The sequence below is a fragment of the Labrys sp. (in: a-proteobacteria) genome, from assembly GCF_047605565.1.
Taxonomy (GTDB): domain Bacteria; phylum Pseudomonadota; class Alphaproteobacteria; order Rhizobiales; family Labraceae; genus Labrys; species Labrys neptuniae.
In genome coordinates, this window is the sequence record NZ_JASGFM010000015.1 from 105,214 (window position 1) to 125,652 (window position 20,439).

General features: G+C 61.7%; 17 protein-coding genes. 6 read left to right on the plus strand and 11 right to left on the minus strand.

The features are described from left to right. Positions 1-60: 60 nt before the first annotated feature. The 5 genes from QM672_RS15480 to QM672_RS15500 all read right to left on the minus strand — a co-directional run bounded on the left by QM672_RS15480 (position 61) and on the right by QM672_RS15500 (position 5,685). Positions 61-1,344 carry an NAD(P)/FAD-dependent oxidoreductase gene (locus QM672_RS15480; protein WP_415083601.1) on the minus strand — a complete coding sequence of 428 codons (1,284 nt, stop codon included), beginning with the start codon at positions 1,342-1,344 and terminating at the stop codon, positions 61-63. Positions 1,345-1,673: 329 nt separating this feature from the next. Continuing rightward, the gene (gene otsA, locus QM672_RS15485; RefSeq protein ID WP_311941232.1) at positions 1,674-3,092 is read right to left on the minus strand and encodes an alpha,alpha-trehalose-phosphate synthase (UDP-forming); all 1,419 of its coding nucleotides are present in this window, start codon (positions 3,090-3,092) and stop codon (positions 1,674-1,676) included. A 32-nt stretch (positions 3,093-3,124) separates the two neighbouring features. After that, the gene (gene otsB, locus QM672_RS15490; protein WP_311941235.1) at positions 3,125-3,916 is read right to left on the minus strand and encodes a trehalose-phosphatase; all 792 of its coding nucleotides are present in this window, start codon (positions 3,914-3,916) and stop codon (positions 3,125-3,127) included. 102 nt (positions 3,917-4,018) lie between these two features. Beyond that, positions 4,019-4,258 (minus strand): hypothetical protein, encoded by a 240-nt coding sequence (locus QM672_RS15495; protein ID WP_311941238.1) that lies wholly within the window; start codon positions 4,256-4,258, stop codon positions 4,019-4,021. A gap of 446 nt (positions 4,259-4,704) precedes the next feature. Then, entirely contained in the window at positions 4,705-5,685 is a 981-nt protein-coding gene (locus tag QM672_RS15500) for a response regulator transcription factor (RefSeq protein WP_415083604.1), read from the minus strand. Between the two features lie 163 nt (positions 5,686-5,848). Between QM672_RS15500 and QM672_RS15505 the strand changes: the two genes are divergently transcribed. The 3 genes from QM672_RS15505 to QM672_RS15515 all read left to right on the plus strand — a co-directional run bounded on the left by QM672_RS15505 (position 5,849) and on the right by QM672_RS15515 (position 8,797). Beyond that, positions 5,849-6,946, plus strand: coding sequence for a class II histone deacetylase (locus QM672_RS15505; protein WP_415083606.1), 1,098 nt, complete (start codon positions 5,849-5,851; stop codon positions 6,944-6,946). Positions 6,947-7,068: 122 nt separating this feature from the next. Next, a complete protein-coding gene (locus tag QM672_RS15510) occupies positions 7,069-7,275 on the plus strand; it encodes a hypothetical protein (protein WP_415083608.1) in 207 nt (68 codons plus the stop codon). Between the two features lie 4 nt (positions 7,276-7,279). Next, positions 7,280-8,797 (plus strand): sodium:solute symporter family protein, encoded by a 1,518-nt coding sequence (locus tag QM672_RS15515; RefSeq protein ID WP_415083610.1) that lies wholly within the window; start codon positions 7,280-7,282, stop codon positions 8,795-8,797. Between the two features lie 95 nt (positions 8,798-8,892). On the opposite strand, the gene QM672_RS15520 is transcribed toward QM672_RS15515, so the two are convergent. Beyond that, positions 8,893-9,528 carry a DUF1062 domain-containing protein gene (locus tag QM672_RS15520; RefSeq protein ID WP_415083612.1) on the minus strand — a complete coding sequence of 212 codons (636 nt, stop codon included), beginning with the start codon at positions 9,526-9,528 and terminating at the stop codon, positions 8,893-8,895. 396 nt (positions 9,529-9,924) lie between these two features. Continuing rightward, positions 9,925-11,274 (minus strand): MFS transporter, encoded by a 1,350-nt coding sequence (locus QM672_RS15525; RefSeq protein WP_415083614.1) that lies wholly within the window; start codon positions 11,272-11,274, stop codon positions 9,925-9,927. A 374-nt stretch (positions 11,275-11,648) separates the two neighbouring features. On the opposite strand from QM672_RS15525, the gene QM672_RS15530 reads away from it, so the two are divergent. Continuing rightward, a complete protein-coding gene (locus QM672_RS15530; RefSeq protein WP_415083616.1) occupies positions 11,649-12,701 on the plus strand; it encodes a LacI family DNA-binding transcriptional regulator in 1,053 nt (350 codons plus the stop codon). Between the two features lie 72 nt (positions 12,702-12,773). On the opposite strand, the gene QM672_RS15535 is transcribed toward QM672_RS15530, so the two are convergent. Both QM672_RS15535 and QM672_RS15540 read right to left on the minus strand, forming a co-directional pair. Beyond that, positions 12,774-14,051, minus strand: a complete 1,278-nt coding sequence (locus QM672_RS15535) for an L-fuconate dehydratase (protein WP_415083618.1) — start codon at positions 14,049-14,051, stop codon at positions 12,774-12,776. Positions 14,052-14,111: 60 nt separating this feature from the next. Continuing rightward, positions 14,112-14,861, minus strand: a complete 750-nt coding sequence (locus tag QM672_RS15540; protein WP_415083620.1) for an SDR family oxidoreductase — start codon at positions 14,859-14,861, stop codon at positions 14,112-14,114. A gap of 102 nt (positions 14,862-14,963) precedes the next feature. On the opposite strand from QM672_RS15540, the gene QM672_RS15545 reads away from it, so the two are divergent. Beyond that, complete coding sequence (locus tag QM672_RS15545; RefSeq protein ID WP_311941266.1) at positions 14,964-15,743, plus strand: IclR family transcriptional regulator; 780 nt, start codon at positions 14,964-14,966, stop codon at positions 15,741-15,743. 1,230 nt (positions 15,744-16,973) lie between these two features. Here the strand turns inward: QM672_RS15545 and QM672_RS15550 are convergent. Both QM672_RS15550 and QM672_RS15555 read right to left on the minus strand, forming a co-directional pair. Beyond that, a complete protein-coding gene (locus tag QM672_RS15550; protein ID WP_415083645.1) occupies positions 16,974-17,960 on the minus strand; it encodes an extracellular solute-binding protein in 987 nt (328 codons plus the stop codon). Positions 17,961-18,333: 373 nt separating this feature from the next. Then, entirely contained in the window at positions 18,334-19,560 is a 1,227-nt protein-coding gene (locus QM672_RS15555; protein WP_415083647.1) for a flavin-dependent oxidoreductase, read from the minus strand. A gap of 308 nt (positions 19,561-19,868) precedes the next feature. Between QM672_RS15555 and QM672_RS15560 the strand changes: the two genes are divergently transcribed. Next, positions 19,869-20,318 (plus strand): hypothetical protein, encoded by a 450-nt coding sequence (locus tag QM672_RS15560; RefSeq protein ID WP_415083622.1) that lies wholly within the window; start codon positions 19,869-19,871, stop codon positions 20,316-20,318. Positions 20,319-20,439 lie beyond the last annotated feature (121 nt).

Here is a 20,439-nt window from a genome sequence, read left to right on the forward strand (position 1 = left end):
TTTCAGTATATTAACTTAAAAAATATATATAACTATCTGATTTATATATCATTCATGAAATTAGAGGCGCCTGTCAACCATGTGGGCAAACTGGGCGCCCACTTCATAGCCGGTTTCCTTCAAGGACCGGAAGGCGGCCGGCATGAGGTCGGTTCTTGCCAGCGGCAACTCGGCTTCGCTTATTGTGCCGAGGATATGATCCGCCAACGCCCGGCCGAAAACGGTGCCCGGGGCAATGCCGCGGCCATTATAGCCGGAAAAACCGATAGCTTGCGGTCCGTAGCTGTGGAAGCGGGGCAGGGCATTGCCGGTCATGCCGATCTTGCCGAACCATTCATGCTCGAATTCCACATGCGCGAGGCCCGGGAACAATTTCCGCAAGGCGCGCTTCGCCCAGTTCTTGTGGATGGCGGCGCCGGTTTTGCTCAGCGCGCCCACGCTGCCGAAGACCAGTCGCCCGGACTGATCCATGCGGAAAGACGAGAGCACGGTGCGGGTGTCCCAGACGCCCTCGCCACCCGGCAGGATCTGCTTGCGCAGTTCCGGCGCGAGGGGAGCGGTGGCCAGATTGAAATAGGGCAGATGCACCTGCTCGTTGCGCACCTTTTCCCAGGGTCCCTGACCATAGGCGTCGGTCCCCACCACGATCCAGGCCGCCGTCACCTGCCCCTGCGGGGTGGTTACCACCCAACGGGCGTCGCGATGCTCGACCTCGATAACAGGGCTGCCCGTGTGAATGTGGCCGCCCTGGCGCAGCACCGCATCGGCAAGGCCCCTTGCATAAGCCAAGGGCTGTAGCGTGCCGGCTCTTCTGTCGAGAAGGGCGCCGGCATAGGCCTGCGTGCCAACCCGCCTTGCGGTTTCCCCGGCGTCGAGAAGCTCGACCGGAGCCCCCCGCTTGCGCCACTGACGGGTACGTTCTTCGATTTCCTGCAGCCCCTTGCGCCCGACGGCGCAGTGCAGCGTGCCGTTCGTCCTGAGTTCGCAGGCGATATCGTGACGGGCGATCAGGTCCTTGACCACAGCCGGCGCGTCGCCGAGCATCTGCAAAAGGCGCTCGCCATAGACAGGGCCCAGTTCCCCGGGCAGATCCTGCGGCATGACCCACATGCCGGCATTGATCAGGCCGACATTGCGGCCGGAGCCACCAAAACCGATCTCGACGGCCTCCAGCAGATGCACGCATGCACCGGCCTGCGCCAGATGCAGGGCGGCCGACAGCCCCGTATAGCCACCGCCGATGACGGCGACATCAGCGGTAAGGGATCGGCGGAGCGGTTCGGTTTGCGGGGCGCGGGGAGCGGTCTTTTCCCAGAGGCCGTGGGAGCGCGGATCATTCAGCACGGTAGGTCTCGCCAAGAGATGCGGTGGCCGACACAGGCAATGTCATTCGCTGCGGCCCGAGGGCTAGCCCTATCGCTTTCTTTCGGGCCCCGATATCGACGATTGGGCAAGAGGCCATTCCAGTTTGGAATGGTCCAGCGTGCTGGTCGCACAAGGCAGCATGCCGCCCCCGCACGAGTGCCGAGGTTGCTGGGCAGAAAATTGCTTTTGTCGGGCAGGGGAGGGAGTGTCATTGCTCCCTCGACCCTTCTGGCCAAGATCATAGCCTGATCTCAGTGCCCTATGTGGAAATCCTATATTTCCTGGGAGATTCCGGTATCAGGGCGCAGTCAGGCACTGGCCTTGGTCACGATCGGGGCCGCCTGCATCTCTTTGTCCTGAGTCAGATCCTTGAGGAAAGCGTCGCACCAGTGCGAGACGTCATGCTCGAGCAGGAAATTCATCATGTTCTGCCAGCGCTCGCGTCGCTCCTGCAGCGACATGCTCAAGGCACGGGCAATCGCATTGGCCGTTCCCTCGGTATCGTAGGGATTGACGAGCACCGCGCCTTTCAGTTCACGCGCGGCGCCGGCAAAGCGCGACAAAACGAGGACGCCCGGATTATCGGGATCCTGGGCGGCGATGAACTCCTTGGCAACCAGGTTCATACCGTCGCGTAGCGGCGTGACCAGCCCGACCCTGGCAATCCGGTAGAGTCCGGCCAGGATGTGGCGTCCGACTGAGCGATTGACATAGCGGATGGGAACCCAATCCAGCGTGCCCATGGCACCGTTCACACGGCCGGCCTCCTCAGCCACCATTTTCTGCATCGTCTCGTATTCCGGTACCTCGGAACGAGATTTCGGTGTGATCTGCAGATAGGTGACCTTGTTGTGGTAACCCGGATAAGCCCTCAGGAAGCGCTCGAAGGCATCGATGCGCTGGGTCAGGCCCTTGGAATAGTCGAGCCTGTCGACGCCGATGATGAGATCGCGGCTTTCCACGCTCTGGCGCGCCTTGCGGACGGCACTGTTGCCGATCGCGACCTGCGCCATCTGGGCGAACGACTTGGTTTCGATGCCGATGCCATGCACGGCAGCCTTGAAATGCAGGCCATGATATTCGAAACGGCCGTCCCCCAGGTTCCTGGCGATGCCTTCGCGAGCGAGATAGCCTGCGAAATTGTCGAGATCGTAGTCGGTCTGGAAGCCGATGAGATCGTAGTGGGAGAGGCCTCGAATGATCTCCTCGTGCATGGGCATGGCGGCGATCACATCGGAGGGTGGCCAGGGAATATGCAGGAAGAAGCCGATGGTGTTCTTGATGCCCATCTGCCGCAGTTCGAAGGCGAGGGGGATCAGGTGATAGTCATGGACCCATAAGATGTCGTCCGGCTGGATCAAGGGTGCCAGGCGATGGGCGAACAGGCGGTTGACGCGAAAATATCCCGCCATTTCCTTGCGGCCATATTCGGCGAGATCGAGGCGATAGTGGCAGATCGGCCAGAGCACCCGGTTGGCGAAGCCGTGATAATATTCCTCGACATCGGTCTCGGTCAGGTCGGTCAGCACATAAGAGATATTGCCCTGCTGCTGGAATCGGGGGGGAGGGGGCTCCGCGCCAGGGCTGGATTTTCCGGACCATCCGAACCAGATGCCGCCACGCTCCTGCAAGGCGGCATTGAGGGCAACCGCCAGGCCGCCGGCGGGAGCATCGCCGTTGCGCGTGGGGACGGGAACTCGATTGGAAATAACGACAAGTCGACCCATGGGAACTTTCGAATATTGATGATTGAATTGAATTAGGCTGCAGTGCGGGCGATCAGGGTCCGCAGAGCTGCTGGCGATGATATCAACGCGCGAGCACCTGTTTGGGTCCCCGCCGATCCGACACGGATCGACTGGCCGCCGAGGCTGTTGACGGTTTCGAACATCGCCTCGTCGGTGAGATCGTCACCGATCGCCAGGGGCATCCTGCCTTTGAACGGCGCTTCCTGCAGGAAGGCTTCCAGCGCCTTGCCTTTGCTGGCACGCGCGGGGCGCAGTTCGACCACCATCTTGCCGTGCTGCAGCGTCCAGCCGGGAGCAACAGGCGCGAAACGCGACATCAAGGCCTCGACATCGTCCTTGCGGTCGGCCGCAAGGCGGTAATGCACCCCCACCGCCGCGCCCTTGTCCTCGAACACGACGCCAGGCCACGCGCCGGCCTCGTCGGCAATGTCGCGCTTGAGCTGCTCGAAAGATGCAGGGACGGAGAGGCTGTCCACCACGCCGGACGCATCGCGCCGTTCGGCGCCATGCAGCCCGGCAATGGGGAAAAGATGGGGAGCAAACAATTCGTCGGCGAGCACGATGTTACGGCCGGTGACCAGCGCCATGGCGCCACCCAGATGCCGTGACAGGGCCGCGAGGTCATCCGGTAGAGTCGGCGGCACGAAGATCGACAGCGGCGTCGCGGCAAGATCGATCAGCGTGCCATCAATATCCAGGAAAATCGCCCATTTATCGGGCTCAGATAGGGCTGATGCAAAGACCGTCTCACCAGCCGAGGGCGAATTGCCGAGGCTGTCCCGGCTGTTTCTTTCCTCATACATGGCCCTTTAGGTAGGCGCGGAGTGCGGCCAGGGCAAGAAAAAAAGCCTCGATGCAACGGAGAGGCGCCGGCACGCCATGGTCACCAGGGCGCGGAGCCAAGCTCATTTGCGTCGTACGAAGCGTTCCAGTACGACCGCCGGCAGATAGCCTTCATGTTGAACCTGGCTCCATGGCATATGCCGGAAGGACTTGCCCTGAGGCCGGACAAAACCGTTGAACAGGGCGCCGGCGCAATCGGGCCCGGTATTTGGATTGCCGATGGTTACCAACGCCTTCGGGTCCTGTTCTCGCAGCAGATCAATGAGATCCGCCACAGTCATGGGTTCCGGCAAAACCGGCATTTTTTTCCCCTCTCCCACCAAGAATGTGCAAAGACATTCCAGGCGCCCCCTCGGAGGGTGTATTACGATACCTCCGAATGTCGAGATGCAACTACGCCGATACATGGCGTACCAAAAAGCCCGACGCAACTAGGATATCCTTCAGGCGCTTCGCCTGAAAGAGGAATCGTAACGACAGAATCCTTCTCATCTTCTTGGTAAGCAAAGAGAAAGTGCCATTTCGTCAGATCGGTTGATGGTGCTGCTGATACTCTTCTTAGAACGGGCTGGCCGCAGGCAGGCCGCCGTCGCTTGGACAGGCCGGGTTTGATTATACCTCTTGTCTGTCGAATCGGGTTTTAGACCATATGGTCCAGACATGAGGAGGCGTCGGTTCGCTTGAAAACAGGTCGCGGGGTCCACCCATCACCGGCAGTAATAGCCTCTATCGCACATCATGCCTGCGCTCAGCGCAGCACTGCGCTGGCAAGCTGCGCGCGCGAGCGAACGCCGAGCTTGTCATAGATGGCCTGGGTCTGGTTGCGGATGGTGGCCGGCGCGCTGCCCAGCATCTGCGCCGCCTGCTTGTGGGTTGCTCCGCCGGCGAGCAACTGCGCCACTTCACGTTCGCGCGGGGAAAGGCGATCGAGCCTCGACAGCAACGAAAGTTCCAGCCTTATGAGGCTCGACTGCCGGCCTGCTTCGCTATCCCGGCGGCAGTTCACCGCCACCCCCTCGCGCTCGAACAGATGGATGCCGGGATGCAGCGCGACCTGGCGCAGCGGCCGGGGCAGGCGATCGCCGCTCCAGCCGGGCCAGATGGTCCTGAGGAAGTTTTGGGCCTGATCCAGGCCGAGATGGGCGAAGCCGGCCTCGTCGACCACCAGCGTCGCCCGTTCACCTGGTCCATCCGCACTGCGCCGCTCGAAGGTAGCCTGCAGGGCCAGGAACAGGTGGTCGACCGCGCATTGCAGGAGCTGCAGGTCTTCCCCGTCCCAATGCGGATCGTGGCAGCGGGTGCGGTAGACCGAGACGAAGAAGGTGGTGGCAGCCCCCGGCCGGTTATGCATGGCGGAGGCCCATTTGCGGATGCCGTAGCGCTCCGACAATTCGGCCATCTCGTCGGTCTGCCGGGGTTGTCCGCGATCATAGATGCAGACGCGGCCACGATCCCGGCGCAAGGCGGTGGCGACCAGGTCCTGGCTGGCCATGGTCGACCAGAACGGGGCAAAGCCCTCGGGAAGGCCGAGCGTGGAGGAGGCCGGCACGGTGGTGCGATCGTTGAGGAAGCGAGCCCAGCCATACCAGGCGCAGTCGAAACCGAGCAGGGGGCGCAAAAGCTCGAGGGCATGCGCGGCCAGGTCGAGATCGGCATCCTTGTCGGCGCGACGGCCGGCCCGGTGAAGATCGACCACGAATTGCGAGAACATGGACAGTTTGGAGGTCACATGCACTGGCCCCGGATGGAGGATTATGTATTTTCGATGATAGTAGCCGTGGACGAAGCTCGTCACAAGGTTGCTCCCCCGCGCCCATAGTGCATCTGCACCATTCCCGCCTCGTCTGCATGCTCTAGCCTGCCTGAAAACCTGCAGACGAGGGAGAATTGTGATGACCACGGGATGGGTGTGGCATGAGCGTTTCGGCTGGCACGACACCGGCACGGCGGCCGGCTTCCTGAAGGGCGAATTCATCCAGCCCCTGCAGCATGTCGAGTCGCCGGAATCCAAGGCTCGCTTCGCGTCGCTGGTGGAGGTTTCCGGCATCGCGAAGGCGCTGAAGCGCATCGAGATCACCAAGGCGAGCGACGAGGACATCCTGCGCATCCACACCAGCGAGCATCTCGACAGGATGAAGGCGCTCAGTGCCGATATTCGCGGCGGCGATATGGGCGACGGCGTCTCGCCCTTCGGTTTTGCCGGCGTGGACCTGGCCTGCCTGGCCGCCGGCGGCACCATCAGCGCCCTGCGGGCCGTGGTTGAGGGCGAGGTCGCCAATGCCTATGCGCTGGTGCGCCCGCCGGGCCACCATGCCCGCCCGGAGAAGGGCATGGGGTTTTGCATGTTCGCCAATGTCGCGGTGGCGATCGCCCATGCGCGGGCCAAGCTCGGCATCGAGCGCGTGGCGGTGGTCGACTGGGACGTGCATCACGGCAATGGCACCGAGGCCTGTTTCGAGGCCGATCCCGACATCCTCACCATTTCGCTGCACCAGGACGGCAATTTCCCGCCCGATACCGGCAAGGTCGCCGATCGCGGCGTCGGTGCCGGGAAGGGGGCGGCAATCAACATTCCCCTGCCGGCCGGCTCGGGCGAGGGGGCTTATCTCGATGCCTTCGACCGGGTGGTGCTGCCGGCGATCGCCCGCTTCAAACCCGATGTCATCCTGGTGGCGAGCGGCTTCGATTCATCCAATGCCGATCCGCTCGGCCGCATGATGCTGGTTTCCGGCTCCTATCGCCTCATGACCCGCCGCCTGATGGATCTCGCCGCTTCGATCTGCGGGGGCCGGCTGGTGATCAGCCATGAGGGCGGCTACTCACCCTTCTACGTGCCCTTCTGTGGCCTGGCCGTGGTGGAAACGCTCAGCGGCGTCGAGACCGGGGTCGAAGATCCTTACCAGACCTTCTGGAGGGACCTGCCCGGACAGACTCTGCAGCCACATCAAAGGGCCTTGGTCGATGCAGTGGTGCAGGCTTGCGGGCTGTGACGCGCTGGCCGGAGCATCCTGCACGATAAAGACAAGAAGAACGGCGCCGGTCGGAGGCCCTGACCAGGGCTTTCGCGAGGCGCTTCCCACCCCAGAGGAGAATGTCGAGATGGGAGGACGAAATGGAGAGGCAAGCGACTGACTTTAGCCGGGTCCGCCGCCTGTTGCTGTGGCTCAACCTGATCATCATGCTGTTTCCGCCGATCCATCTGGCGATGGCGCGCGGCAATCTCGGCATGGCGATGTTCTTCTTCATGGGCAGTGGCCTGTTCCTGGTCGTCAGCCTGACCTATCTGCACCGGGCGAGCCCGGACCGGGAAGAGGAATAGGACGATGGATTTCCTCATCGGTTACGGGCTGCTGGCCCTGTTCTTCATCGGTGTCGTCGCCGTGCTGGAGCGTACCCGCCAGCAGGGCCGGGACTTTACCGACTATGCGGTGGCGGGGCGCTCGTTCGGTTCGTGGTTCCAGACCATGGCCTTTCTCAACACCTGGCTGCCGGGGACGATCTTCATCGCCTTCGCGGGGCTTTCCGCCTCAGCCGGGGTAATCGGCTATTACGTGATCTCCTATTCGCTGCTGGCTGTGCTGTTCATGTTCCTGATGGCGCAGCGCGTGTTCGACTGGGGCAAAGCCTTCAACCTGCGCACCCAGGCCGATTTCGTCGGCATGCGCTACAATTCCACCAGCGTGCGGGTGATCGCCGCCGTGATCGGCGTGGTCTCGGCCTTTCCCTGGCTGGTACTCGCCTTCCAGTCGCTCGGCCTGGTCTTCTCCTATCTGTCCTTCGGGGCAGTTACGCCGACGACGGCGGTCTTCGTCGGCATCGCCGTGCTGGCTATCCGGCAGATCTGGACGGTGCGGCTCGGCATGCGCGGCATCGTGATCTCGGACATGATCCAGGGTATCTTCGCCTATGGCGTCGGCGGGCTGGTGGCGCTCGGCCTGATCGTCTGGCTGATGTCGCAGGGCCTGGGCTTTGCCGGATTGCCGGAGAGCTTTGCCAGCCTGCCGGGCCTGAACAGCGAACTCGGCCCGCTCTACTATTTCTCGCTGGTGTTCACCGGTGCGATGGGCTCGTGGTGCTGGCCCGATATCTTCGTGCGGTTGTTCACGGCCAGGAGCGCCCAGGCGGTCCGCAATTCCGCCCTCAAGGCGGCGCCGTTCATGTTCGTGTTCCTCGCCATCATGCTGACCATGAGCATGCTGGCCTCCCAGCTGCCGGAGGTAGCGAAAGCGCCGGACAATGTCTGGTTCCTGACGGCCGGGCATGGCGGGCCGTTCGTGCTGGCGCTGGCGGGCGTGGCCGTGTTCGCCGCCACGGTCGGCAATGTGAATGCCATCACGGCGGCCGTCGGTACTCATACCGCCCAGGACATCATCCATGTCGGCGGCGCGGACGAGGCCACCAACACCCGCACCGCGCGTATCACCATCGTCATCGCCACCCTGCTGGCGGTGGCCGGGGCGGTGGCGACCGCCAATGTCACCGCGGGGCTGCTTACGCTGGCGCTGGCCTCCTATCAGGGCATCGTGCAACTGGCGCCGGCGCTCTATCTGGGCATCTTCTGGCGGCGGGGCAATGCCGCGGGTGCCGCCAGCGGCATGATCGCCGGCTTTGCGGTGGCGGTGGTGCTGCAGTTCCTCTATCCCGTCTCCATTCCGGCCCTGGCGGGGATGACCTCGGGCGTGGTCGGCCTGATCGTCAACACGCTGGTCTATGTCGCCCTGTCCTACGCCTTGCCGCAGGACGAGGCCGAGCGCCGGCGCATCGGCCGGCTCTTCGACGGTGTCGCCGAAGAGGTGAGCAGTGATCTGCCGGCCGGCAAGACGCAGGCGCGGCCGATCTGACGAGCCCGGTATCCCGCGCCGCAAGACACCGGCGCGGGAATCTCGTTCGAGCTTCCTGCAGACGGGGCTCTGCTGTCCCTGAAAGCAGCAGCTATTTACGGCCTTGAACGTCCCGAGGCCGCGTCGCCGATCATCTGACGGTTCGGCTCCCCTGCAAGGTCGAGCACGATGCTGGTGCCGTCCGACACGCGCTTGCGCAAGGCGTCGGAGCGGCCGGACCCCAGGCGCAGCCGCTCCCGGCGTTGAAGCGATTGCAGCCTTGATCGCGACAGGCCGAGTTCGCGTGCCAGGAGGCGATCCAGGCGGATCCCCGCCGGCAGGTCGACGACGAGTTCGACATGCAGGATGGACCAGACATCCGGCCGATCGAGCACCTGCCTGACGATATCGATCTTGTCGCATTCCTCGATATGGAAGGCATGCGACCGCAAGGCTGCGAGATCGAAGGCCTGGCAACGGATCCAGATCGGGTCGTTCGTCTGCAGGGCGGCGAGCATTGCCGGCGGGATGTCCCGCACCGACCGGCGTTCGAACAGCGGCCTGTTCCAACTCTTGTCGCAAACCGGGCATTTGTAGATGAGCCAGGCATCGAGCCGGCGGCCATTGGCGTTGAGCCTTGCCTTGCCGCTGCATTGAAAGGGCCTGATGACACCGCATCCGGCGCAAATGAGCAGGGGTCGCGGAGGGATTTGAGGTGTGATGGTCCAGCGGACCTTGAGAAGATTGCACATATCGTCTCGGTCTTCCGTGAGGAAGTCCACCGGGACGGCGATCGGAGAGGCCCGTTACGGGCACGGCATGGCGATGTTCGCTGGGGAAAGAGCTGGGGCAGCGGCCTGTGCGCATGGCACAGTCGGACAAGCCAGACCGGTCTCAGACCACCACCCAGTGAACATGATCATCCGTTGGGCTGCCGGCTGGCCGCCCAACGGATGGGATGGAAAGGAAGAGACCGGTATTTACTTAGGCAAAATCGAACCTCGGCGCCCCAACGCTTGTCGATGACGTGCGTAGTCGACCGGAAGCCTTCTGGCAATCTGGCAGTGATGAAACGGCAAAAAGAAACCGCCGCACGATCCGAAGATGTACGGCGGCTGCCTGACGTCAATTGCCGAATAGTTCGCCGGTCAGTGCTCGGTGCCGGCGGGCAGGGGGAGCGGTTCGGCCTTGCCGACGATGAAGGCATAGGAAAAGGCGCCCAGAACGGCAAAGCCCGCGGCCAGGGCAAAAGCCGGCGTGTAGTCGCCGTGGAACATGTCGAGCAGGAAGCCGAACATGAAGGGGCTGATGATGCCGGCAATGTTGGAGGCGAAGTTCTGGATGCCGCCGATCGAGGCAACATGGCGCGAACTGGGCGCCACGTCGGCGGGCAGGGACCAGATCCCTGTCGCGGCTATCGCCAGGCTGGAATAGGAAATCGCCAGGAAGAACAGGGCCAGATAGATGGAGGAGGCGAACGCAGCGGGCAGGATGGCAGCCCCGCCCAGCAGGCCGCCGACCATCACCACCTTGCGCACCTTGGTGACGTCGGCGCCATGACGGATCAGGCGGTCGGCATAGGCGCCGGCAATCCAGGCCGTGACCACCGCGGCAAGGCCGGGCAGCATGCCGAGAGTACCGAGTTCCTTCAGGTTGAGGCCGCGGGCATTCTTCAGATAGTCGGGGAACCAGGTCAGGAAGAAATAGATCACGAAGTTGAGGCAGAAGAAGCCCAGCATCATGCCCCAGACCGTGCGGTAGCCGAACAGTTGCGACCAGCGGATCTTCGTCGCTTCGCTGTCGTCATTGGCCTCGGTGCGTCCGCCATTGTCGGCAATATATTGGCGCTCGAGGTCGTTGGCGCCGGGATGATCGACGGGATCGCGATAATACCAATACCAGACGAGCGCCCAGACGACGCCGACCACGCCGAGTATGATGAAGGAATAGTGCCAGGTCGCGACGACGAGCAGGCTGGTGACGATGGGCAATGAGAGCACCGTGCCGACCCGCGAGCCGGAATCGATCACGGCGGTGGAGAAGGCGCGCTCGCCCACCGGAAACCAGCGTGAGGCTGCTTTGGTCGCCGCCGGATAGGCCGGCGCCTCGCCGGCGCCCAAGGCGAAGCGGAAGGCGAAGAAGCCCCAGAAGCTGCGGGCGAGGGGGGTGAGCGCCGTGAAGATCGACCACCAGATCGCCGCGATGGTGAAAGCCCGACGCGAGCCCACCTTGTCGGTGAACCAGCCGGCGATCAGCATCATGCCGTCATAGGCCCAGAAGAAGGCGCCGAGGATCAGCCCCTTCTGGGTATTGGTGAGATTGAGGCCGAGATCCGCGTCGATATAGGGCAGTGCGACGCTCATATTGGCCCGGTCGAGATAGTTGATGACCAGGCCGACGAAACACAGCGTCAGGATGATGTAGCGGGTGCGGGAGGCGCCGGAAGGGGCCTTCTGATTGCCGGCCCGCGCGGGCGTGCTGGCGGCTGTCGTGTGCATGATCGGGGTCCTCCTCCCGTGAGCGTTTGTTCGTGGCGTCCGTCACGACCTTTCTGAGTGGCCGCAATTCATTCCGAGGGCGGTTCGCCTAGGCGGCGAGCCGCGAGCAGGACCCAGGTCCTGGAGATGAAATCAAGCACGATCCACCGGCCTCCCTGATGAAGAGGGGCGGGGATGTCTAGACGAGTGTTGAAAGGCGATCACGCTTCACGGCGCGCGCAAATTGCTGACCGGCACCGAAGAGGCCTACAACCAGCTTATATGCCGGCCTTGCCACATTTTCCTCCCGTCCAACTTTGGCCGAACTCTTATTGATTGCGCAATCATTTTGCAAGTTCTATCTTTCTGCTGGGAAACGCCACCAGAGCTTCAAGATGAAAAAACCCAAGAAACGCCCGGGCAAGAAACGTATAACATTGGTCGAGATTGCCGAGGCTGCGGAAGTTAGCGCTATCACGGTGTCGCGTGCTCTGCGCAACCCGCAATCGGTCTCGCACGAGCTCAGGCAACGCATCCAGCAGATCGTCGACGATCTTGGATATGTGCCTGATCCGGCGGCAAGTGCGCTGGCCTCGGCCCGAACGAATGTCATCGGCGTGCTCATTCCGTCGGTGACCAACAACGTGTTCGCGGATGTGATGCGCGGGATCTATGCCGAGGCGGAGGCCACCGCCTTTCGGGTGCAGTTGGGCAACACGCGCTATTCCCTGATCGAAGAGGAGAAGCTGCTGCGGGTGTTCCTCAGCCAGCGCCCAGCGGGCCTCGTCGTGGCCGGTATCGATCAATCGGAGGCGGCCCGGGCCCAGCTCCTGCAGGCCGAATGCCCGATCGTCCAGATCATGGAGGTCGGTCCCGATCCCGTCGATATGATGGTCGGCTTCTCGCACCATCGTGCCGCCTTCGCCGCCACAAGGCATCTGGTCGAGCGCGGCTATCGGCGCATCGCTTTTCTGGGCGCGCGCATGGACCCGCGGACTCAGAGGCGTCTCCAAGGCTTCGTCCAGGCGCTGGACGAAGCCGGCCTGCTCGATGAAAAACTCGTCGTCACAACGCCCCGAGCCTCCACCGTGTCGCTGGGCTGCGAGTTGATGTCCGACTTGCTGGCGCGCGCGCCCGACGCCGACGCTGTGTTCTGCAACAATGACGACCTTGCGGTTGGCGTGCTCTTCGAGGCTCAGCGCCGTCGCATTGCCGTTCCCCAGCAATTCGGCATTTGCGGTTTCAACGACCTCGAGATCATGGCAGTTGCAAATCCCGGCCTCACCAGTGTCCGGACCCATCGCGAACAGATGGGAAGAAAGGCCATGCGGATGCTGATTGACAGGATCGATGGAAAGCATGTCGAACCGCGGCTGGTCGATCTGGGCTATGAATTGGTCGCGCGCGAGAGCACGGCACGCAGCGTGGGTAGCCCGTCACCGACTTGAGGATATCGATGGACGGCCGCGCTCCTGGCCCAATGGACCCGTGAAGCCAACCGGTGCCGTTCGACCGCTTCGTCAGCCCGCAAAGCGATAGTCCTGCAGGGATGTCGGCTTCATCTCGATCGAAAAGCCCGGGGCGAGGGGAGGCATATAGGCGGCATCGCGGACCACGCAAGGCACCTTGAAGTGCTCATGCAGATGGTCGACATATTCGATCACCCGGCCTTCGCGCGTGCCCGATACGCAGACGAAATCGATCATCGACAGGTGCTGGACATATTCGCACAGGCCGACGCCGCCAGCGTGGGGACAAACGGGGAGATCGTACTTGGCGGCCATCAGCAGGATCGCCAGGATCTCGTTGACCCCGCCCAGGCGGCAGGCATCGATCTGCACCACGTCGATGGCACAGCGCATGATGAATTGCTTGAACAGGACGCGGTTCTGGCACATCTCGCCGGTGGCGACCTTGACCGGTGCGACGCCTTCGCGGATCTTGCGGTGGCCCTCGACATCGTCCGGGCTGGTGGGCTCCTCGATGAACCAGGGCTTGGCAAAGGCGAGCTTCCGCACGCTGTCGATCGCCTGGTCGACTTCCCAGACCTGGTTGGCGTCGATCATCAGCTGGCGATCGGGACCGATCACCTCGCGGGCGATGCGCAGGCGGCGGATATCGTGTTCGATGTCGCGGCCGACCTTGAGCTTGACATGGTTGAAGCCGGCATCGACGGCTTCCTGGCACAGGCGACGCAGCTTGTCGTCGTCATAGCCGAGCCAGCCGGCCGAGGTGGTGTAGCAGGGATAGCCTTCGCGCTCGAGGACGGCGATGCGCTCGGCCTTTCCAGCTTCCTTCTCGCGCAGCAAGGCGAGAGCCTCGTCCGGGGTGATACAGTCGGTCAGGTAGCGAAAATCGATGGCGCGCACGAACTCCTCGGGCGACATGTCGGCAACCAGGCGCCAGACCGGCTTGCCGGCCATCTTGGCCAGCAGGTCCCAGACCGCATTGACCACCGCGCCCGTGGCTAGGTGAATGGCGCCCTTGTCCGGGCCGATCCAGCGCAGCTGGCTGTCCGAGGTGACGTGGCGCCAGAAGGCACCGAGATCGGCCTGGACCTCCTCCAGGGAAAGTCCGACGACGAGGTGGCGCATGGCCTTGATCGCGGCGCAGCAGATCTCGTTGCCACGGCCGATGGTAAAGGTCAGCCCATGCCCTTCGAGACCGGGCCGGTCCGTCTTCAGGATGACATAGGCGGCCGAATAGTCGGGATCGGGATTCATCGCATCCGATCCATCGAGCTGCTGGGAGGTCGGAAAGCGTAGGTCGAGCACTTCGATGTCGACGATCTCGGTCATTGCGTGTCCTCCGCTCGGATTGTGGTCGCTATTGCAGCTCTCGACTGTCTTCTATTCTGTTCAGATCGTCACGCCGCCATCCACCAGGACGGTCTGGCCGGTGACGAAACGGGATTCGTCCGAGAGCAGGAAGACCACCATCGGGGCGATGTCGTCGACACTGGCGAGCCGGCCCATCGGCTGGCGGGCGATGAAGTCCTTCTCGGCCTGTACCGGATCGGCTGCAGCGGCAATGCGCCCGCGCAGCGAAGGCGTGTCGACCGTGCCGGGGCAGATGGCGTTGCAGCGAAGGCCCTGGCGGACATGGTCGGCGGCCAGGGCCTTGGTCAGGCCGATGACGGCAGCCTTCGAAGCGCCATAGGCCAGGCGGTTCGGGAAGCCTTTCACCGAGGATGCCATCGAGGCCATGTTCAGGACAGCACTCGATCCCGTTTCACCCGCGCGATACAGGAGGCCCGGCAGCAGGGCCTTGATCAGGCGGAACATGCTCTTGACGTTGAGATCGAAGCTGAAGTCCCAATCTTCGTCGCTGCATTCGAAGATGCTGCCATTGTGGACGAAGCCGGCACAATTGAAGAGCCCATCGAGGCCGGGCAGGGACCGGCCCAATTCGGCGATGGCGGCGGGATCGAGCACGTCGAGCCGGCGCGTTTCGATACGGCCATCCGCCGCAGCGAGGGCTGCCAGCGCCTCGTCGTTGAGATCGGTAGCGATGACACGGGCTCCCTCGGCTGCACAGGCCAGGGCCGAAGCGCGGCCGATGCCTTGCCCGGCAGCCGTGATCAGGATGCGTTTGCCGTCCAGGCGCATGAGGCGGTCTCCCATCGAGTTCGTGTCACTGCGTGCAGCTCATTGTTGACGGACCAAATATGAACAATATATTCATATGTCAACAAAAGAGAGGGAAGCGCTTTGCCAAGACAACCAAGGGAGCAGGAGGAGGGATCGAGCCGGGAGGCTCTTTATCGGGCACCGGCGCTCGACAAGGGCCTGGACATCCTGGAACTGCTGGCCAGCCGCTCCGATGCACTGACACGGGCGGAAATCGTCAAGGAGCTCGGCAGAGGCGCGAGCGAGATCTATCGCATGCTCGAACGCCTGGTTGCCCGCGGCTATGTCTATCGCTCGGCGGAAGGGGATCGCTTCGCCTTGAGCATGAAGCTGTTCGTGCTGGCGCAACATCATCCGCCCATACGCCGGCTGACTTCGCGGGCCGTGCCCTTGATGGACCGGTTTGCCGAGGAGTCTGGCCAGTCCTGTCATCTCGTCATGCGGGAACGCGACGAGGCCGTGGTCGTAGCCCACGCGGCGGCTTCCTCGGACTGGGTTTTCACGGTTCGCGTCGGCACGCCGATCGATCTGTTGACCACGGGCTCAGGCCAGCTTCTGCTGGCTTTCCAGGACCCGCAGGCCAAAGAGGAGCTGCTGGTTCGCTGGAAGGATAGCGAGAGGGCGACGATCTACGCGGGGCTCGAGGCGCAGCTCTCCTCCTATCGCAAAGCCGCGTACCGCATCGACGAAAGCCAGCAGATCTTCGGCGTGAATGATATCAGCGTGCCGATCCTCTCGGCCGAAAGACACGCCCTGGCAGTGCTCACTTGTCCCCATATCCGCCGAACGACCTCGGAACAGCCCGATGTCGAGCGCACGCTCGTCCTGTTGCAACGGATGGCTGAATCCCTCAGCCTATAGTTTAACTTTAGATATATTATGTAACATATTGTAATAATTTAAATTAATTAAAAATTTATTCAAGGCCCTGGGGCGACGTATCTCGGGCGACGCGTGCATTGGCTCATGTTCTTGCGAGCCAGGTCGGCATAGCGAGGCGCGCTTCTTACGGACGATACGGACAGGCACGTTCGAGCGCCGGCAGGTCGTCGAAAGTTTCAATCCTGAACCGTCCCAGCATGCCGATCCGTCTCCAGTTGCGGACCACAGTGCGACTGCGCCAAACAAGGTCGGCTGGACGAACACGCCGTAGAAGCGCGCCATGTTGCGCGACGGGTCGGCTCACTGAGGACAAAGCATAGCGGGCGGGTCATCGCACATGCCGCAGTCTTGCGAACCGCCTATATGGGGTCCAGCGCCTTTCTTGAATCGCTCATGGCTGAGTGGCTCAAGATATTGATTATTGGTGCCCGTCGATCGAGGCGAGCCGAATTGCGCGGCCTTGGCAGATAGCCGCCAAAAGCCCGGTTTATCGGGCTTTTGGCCAGGCTGGGGAATGGATTTATGTTCCATAAGATATGTTATGCGAATAAAGTCGGTAGCGCCACGATGGAAGGGCCACCCCCTCCTCATTGGACGGGGTATCTTTTCAGAGGCGCGGCCTCGGCGCGCGACAGCTCGCGAAGCGATCACCGTCGAGGCGATACAGGTCTAGGATTTGCCGGTCTCCTTGCCAAACACGAACTCACCCGTGGTTCCATCGCTCAAGGTGAAGGAGCCAGACCCGCTCATTAGACTTGGCCCATTGTGAACGGCGGCATAGCCTTTGCGGCCATCGCTGCAAAGAACCGGAACATAGATCCTTTCCCTGACTCCCGACAGAGCATATGTACCGGAGCACGAAAGCCTGCCATTGCTCACCGAGTAGGAGCCCTGGGTTTGCTCTATACGGACAGATCCATGCAAAATTCCACCGAGGCCCTTGCTTATGACGGCAACAGGCAAAGTTTTTACCGTTCCTGGGGAAGTTCGGATCGGAGTTGCACAGCCTCCAAGATTCGTTGCAACAAGAACCGTGGTAATAAGAAGACACGCAACGGCAGGATGAACGCGCATGAGACCCCTCGAGCAAGAGCGAGGGTGAATTCGTACTATGACTGATATCGCAGGGGCAACTGGCTCCTACCGCACTTTGATCTGTGCCGCTTCAAGAACGGGCAGCGTCGATGTCGCCGCCCTCGCCTGGACTGCTTACTTGCGGAGTTCGGTCCAGATCTTCTTGTAAAGTACATCGACCTCCGGAGGGCATATCAAAGCCACGGTGCCGTGCGCCTTGGCTTCCGCGGGAACGACGATCTCCGGGGCGTCCTGCATCTCGGCCGGCATGAATTTTTCCGAGCCCGCGATGCCGTTCGCATAATGGTGGAAGACCGAGTTCAACGCCGCGTTCTCGGGATCCATGATGAAATTCTGGAACAATTTGGCGTTGTCGACATTCTTGGCCTCCTTCAGCACCGCTACATTGTCGGACCAGTAGGTAAAGCCTTCCTTGGGATAGCCGTAATGGATCTCGGGATGCGCGAGGCGCGTGCGCAGGGCCGCCCCGTTCCAGGTCAACGAGGCCTTGAAGTCGCCTGCCCCCATCTTTTCGATGGCATTGTATTCCATGGCGATCCAGTTCGGCTTGGCAGCCGTCAGAAGGTCACGGGCTTTCTTCAATACCTGCCTGTCGCCGGTGCATTGCTCGCCGCCGACATAGCGGATGGCGGCCGTAACGACGTCCTTCATCTCTGGAACGACGTTGACCTTGCCCTTCAACTCGTCCGGCGTCTTGAAGATGATATCCCAGGTGTTGATATCGCCCTTGTATGTGTCGGTGTTGACCACGACGCCGATCGTGCCCCAGGCCCAGGGCACGGAATATTTGCGGCCGGGATCGAAATCGGGATTGGCCCATTCCGGCGTGACGTTCTTGAAATTCTCCATCTGGCCAGGATTGGTTTCCAGCAGCAGTCCCTCCTTGATCCAGATCGGCAGATATGTCTGCGAGGGCACGACGATGTCGAAGCCGGAGCCGCCTTGGCGAGCCTTGGCCAGAGCCGTATCGTTGGAGTCATAGTCGGTGATGGTGACCTTAACCTTGTATTGCTCCTCAAACTTCTTGATGAGCTTGGGGTTGGTGTAGTTTCCCCAATTATAGATGTTGAGCTCGCCTTCAGCGTGAGCAACACCGGTCATGGCGAGAAGCACCAGCACCGATTTCGGAATGGACCATTTCAAATACACGGGGGATTCCCTCCAACACATTGCTCGAACTATCTGCCGTGAGGCGCCCGAACAGTCCAGAGGCCCAGCGTATGACTGTGAAAATATAGTCTGACCTATTTGACGCAGGTCTCGCGTGCGGCCAGATAGGTTTTGGCCAATCCGGAGCAGCGAAGATGGATCGGCTGCGAACTCGACGGTCTATTGGAGCCACAAATCCGGGAGCGCCGCGTCGCGTTTACCCAAACGAGCCGCGAGCTCAAATGCCTCAGCAACGGGTGCCTCGGCCAGCCCGGCACCAAGCTCAATTTCAAAAAGTTGAGGAAATTGGCGGATCGGGCTGCACCTAGCGCGCAAATCCTGCCAGGGACGCATAGCCGCGCACGATGCGCTCGCGCTCCTCGTGGGTTGCGACGGCTTCGATGTCGTCAAAGCCGTCTGGTGCCCTGGCTTCCACCATGTCGATCACGCCTTCCGGGCCGCCCTTGCGGTTCGCCAGGACTATCTTGGCGGTAACGGGCCGCCGCTCTGCATCATAGGCTGTCAAAGCCGCCTCGATCGTACCCGCGGCGCGGAGATGTTGCGACAAGGAGCGGGCATCGAGGATGGCCTGGCTCGCTCCGTTCGAGCCCACCGGATACATCGGATGGGCAGCGTCTCCCAACAGGGTGACGCGCCCGAACGACCAGCGTGGGAGCGGATCCCGATCACAATTGGGATATTCGTAGAATGCGTCCGTACCCTGGATGATCGCGGCTGGATCGACATAATCGAGGTGGAAGCGGTCACGGACGAATGACAGCACTTCTTCGAGCAAGCCCGGCCTGCTCCAGTTCCCCAGGGAGAAACCCTGCGTCCGATCATGGCCTGCCCGAGCCATCACCGCCCAGTTGGTGAGGAGATTTCCTGAATTTTGTTTATCTTTTTCAATTGGATAGAAGACGAACTTCGCAAAGTTGCCACCAGCGATCGCCATGGTGCGACCGTCCTGCCATTTCGGCCAGGGGGTGGCCCCGCGCCAGAGCATGATGCCGCTCCAGATCGGCTGCCCCTCCCCGGGATGGAGCGCGGCGCGCACCGCCGAATGAATGCCGTCGGCACCCACCAGCAAGTCGCCGACCGCTTGTGCCGGCCTGCCGTCACTGTCCGTCAGATGGACCGTGACGGTATCGCTGTTCTGCTCGAAGCCGTTCACGCGACATCCCGTGCGGATTGCGCCCGCCCCCATCCGCTCGATCACGGCTCGATGGATCAAGCCCAGCAGCCTGCCTCTATGAATGCTGAACTGAGGCGCGGGAAGGCCCGCCTCGATACCGCGCAACTCACGCCAGACGACCTGCCCGAACCGGTTCGCATAGATCAATTCGCGCGTCCGGACGCCGGCGGCATCAAGTTCGTCGATCAGCCCTAGTTCCGTCAACAATTCAACGGCATGCGGCAACATGTTGATGCCCACGCCCAGCTCTCGAACCTCCTTTGAAGCCTCGAAAATTTCAACGTCGATCCCAACCCGATGAAGGAATAAGGCCGTGGTCAGCCCGCCGATGCCTGCTCCCGCAATCAATGCCTTCATCATTCTTCTCCGTGTTGAGAATATGCATATGACAGCGGAAAACCTACCGCCTCAAGATCCAAGGTCGTCGGTGGTTATCCGAGCCAGCCCGTCTTGCTCTCGCAGCAACGATCCTGGGCACAAATCTTCGCATTCTCCGCCATTGCTTGTTTCGAAGACGAAGCAGCGCGCGCTTTACCGACATCTGGCGAGAGATATTCTCACTTCTGGGCCACCCCTGCCCTGTTCCCTTTGGCCAGTCTCGGCTGCCGCGTTGCGCGACAAGGCTCGACGAGGCTAATTGGCTTGCAGGCCGGAGGCACACTGGCATGGCATTTGCGATTAAAACCGAGATACGGGATCCGGACGCGACAAGCTTCAGCTTCGGTGCGCAGAAGACGATGTATGGGGGCAAGCATATCGCTGCCGACGATATCATCTTCCTGTTTGCCAGCGAAAATGAGGGTGGCCGGGGGCTGTTCGCCCGCGGCATCGTGATCTCTGCCGAACCGATTGCGAGGAAACAAAATGTCCCGCGGCAAACCCCTCGCGTAAGCATTGTCGTGCGCTGCACGGCGTTCGCCCAAAGACCGCTCGGACGCCGCGAACTCAAGTCTTTCGGCACCTGGCAGGATGGCCAGCCCGGCGCAGAGCTCAATTTCAAATTCTATCGGCAGGCGACGAACAAGATCGTCGGCATCTCGGACGAGGCAGCAGCCTTCCTCGATCGCTTCTTCGAACATAGCGAGAAGGAACCAGGGAAGGATCCGGATAAATGATAAAAATCAATTGCTTGCCAGGAAAATATCTTAATCCGAAGCAAATGTAACGGCTTCAGAAAATTTACGCATATGGCTCCGCTTATTCCCAGCGCGCAAGAATATATAATGACGTCCTCAC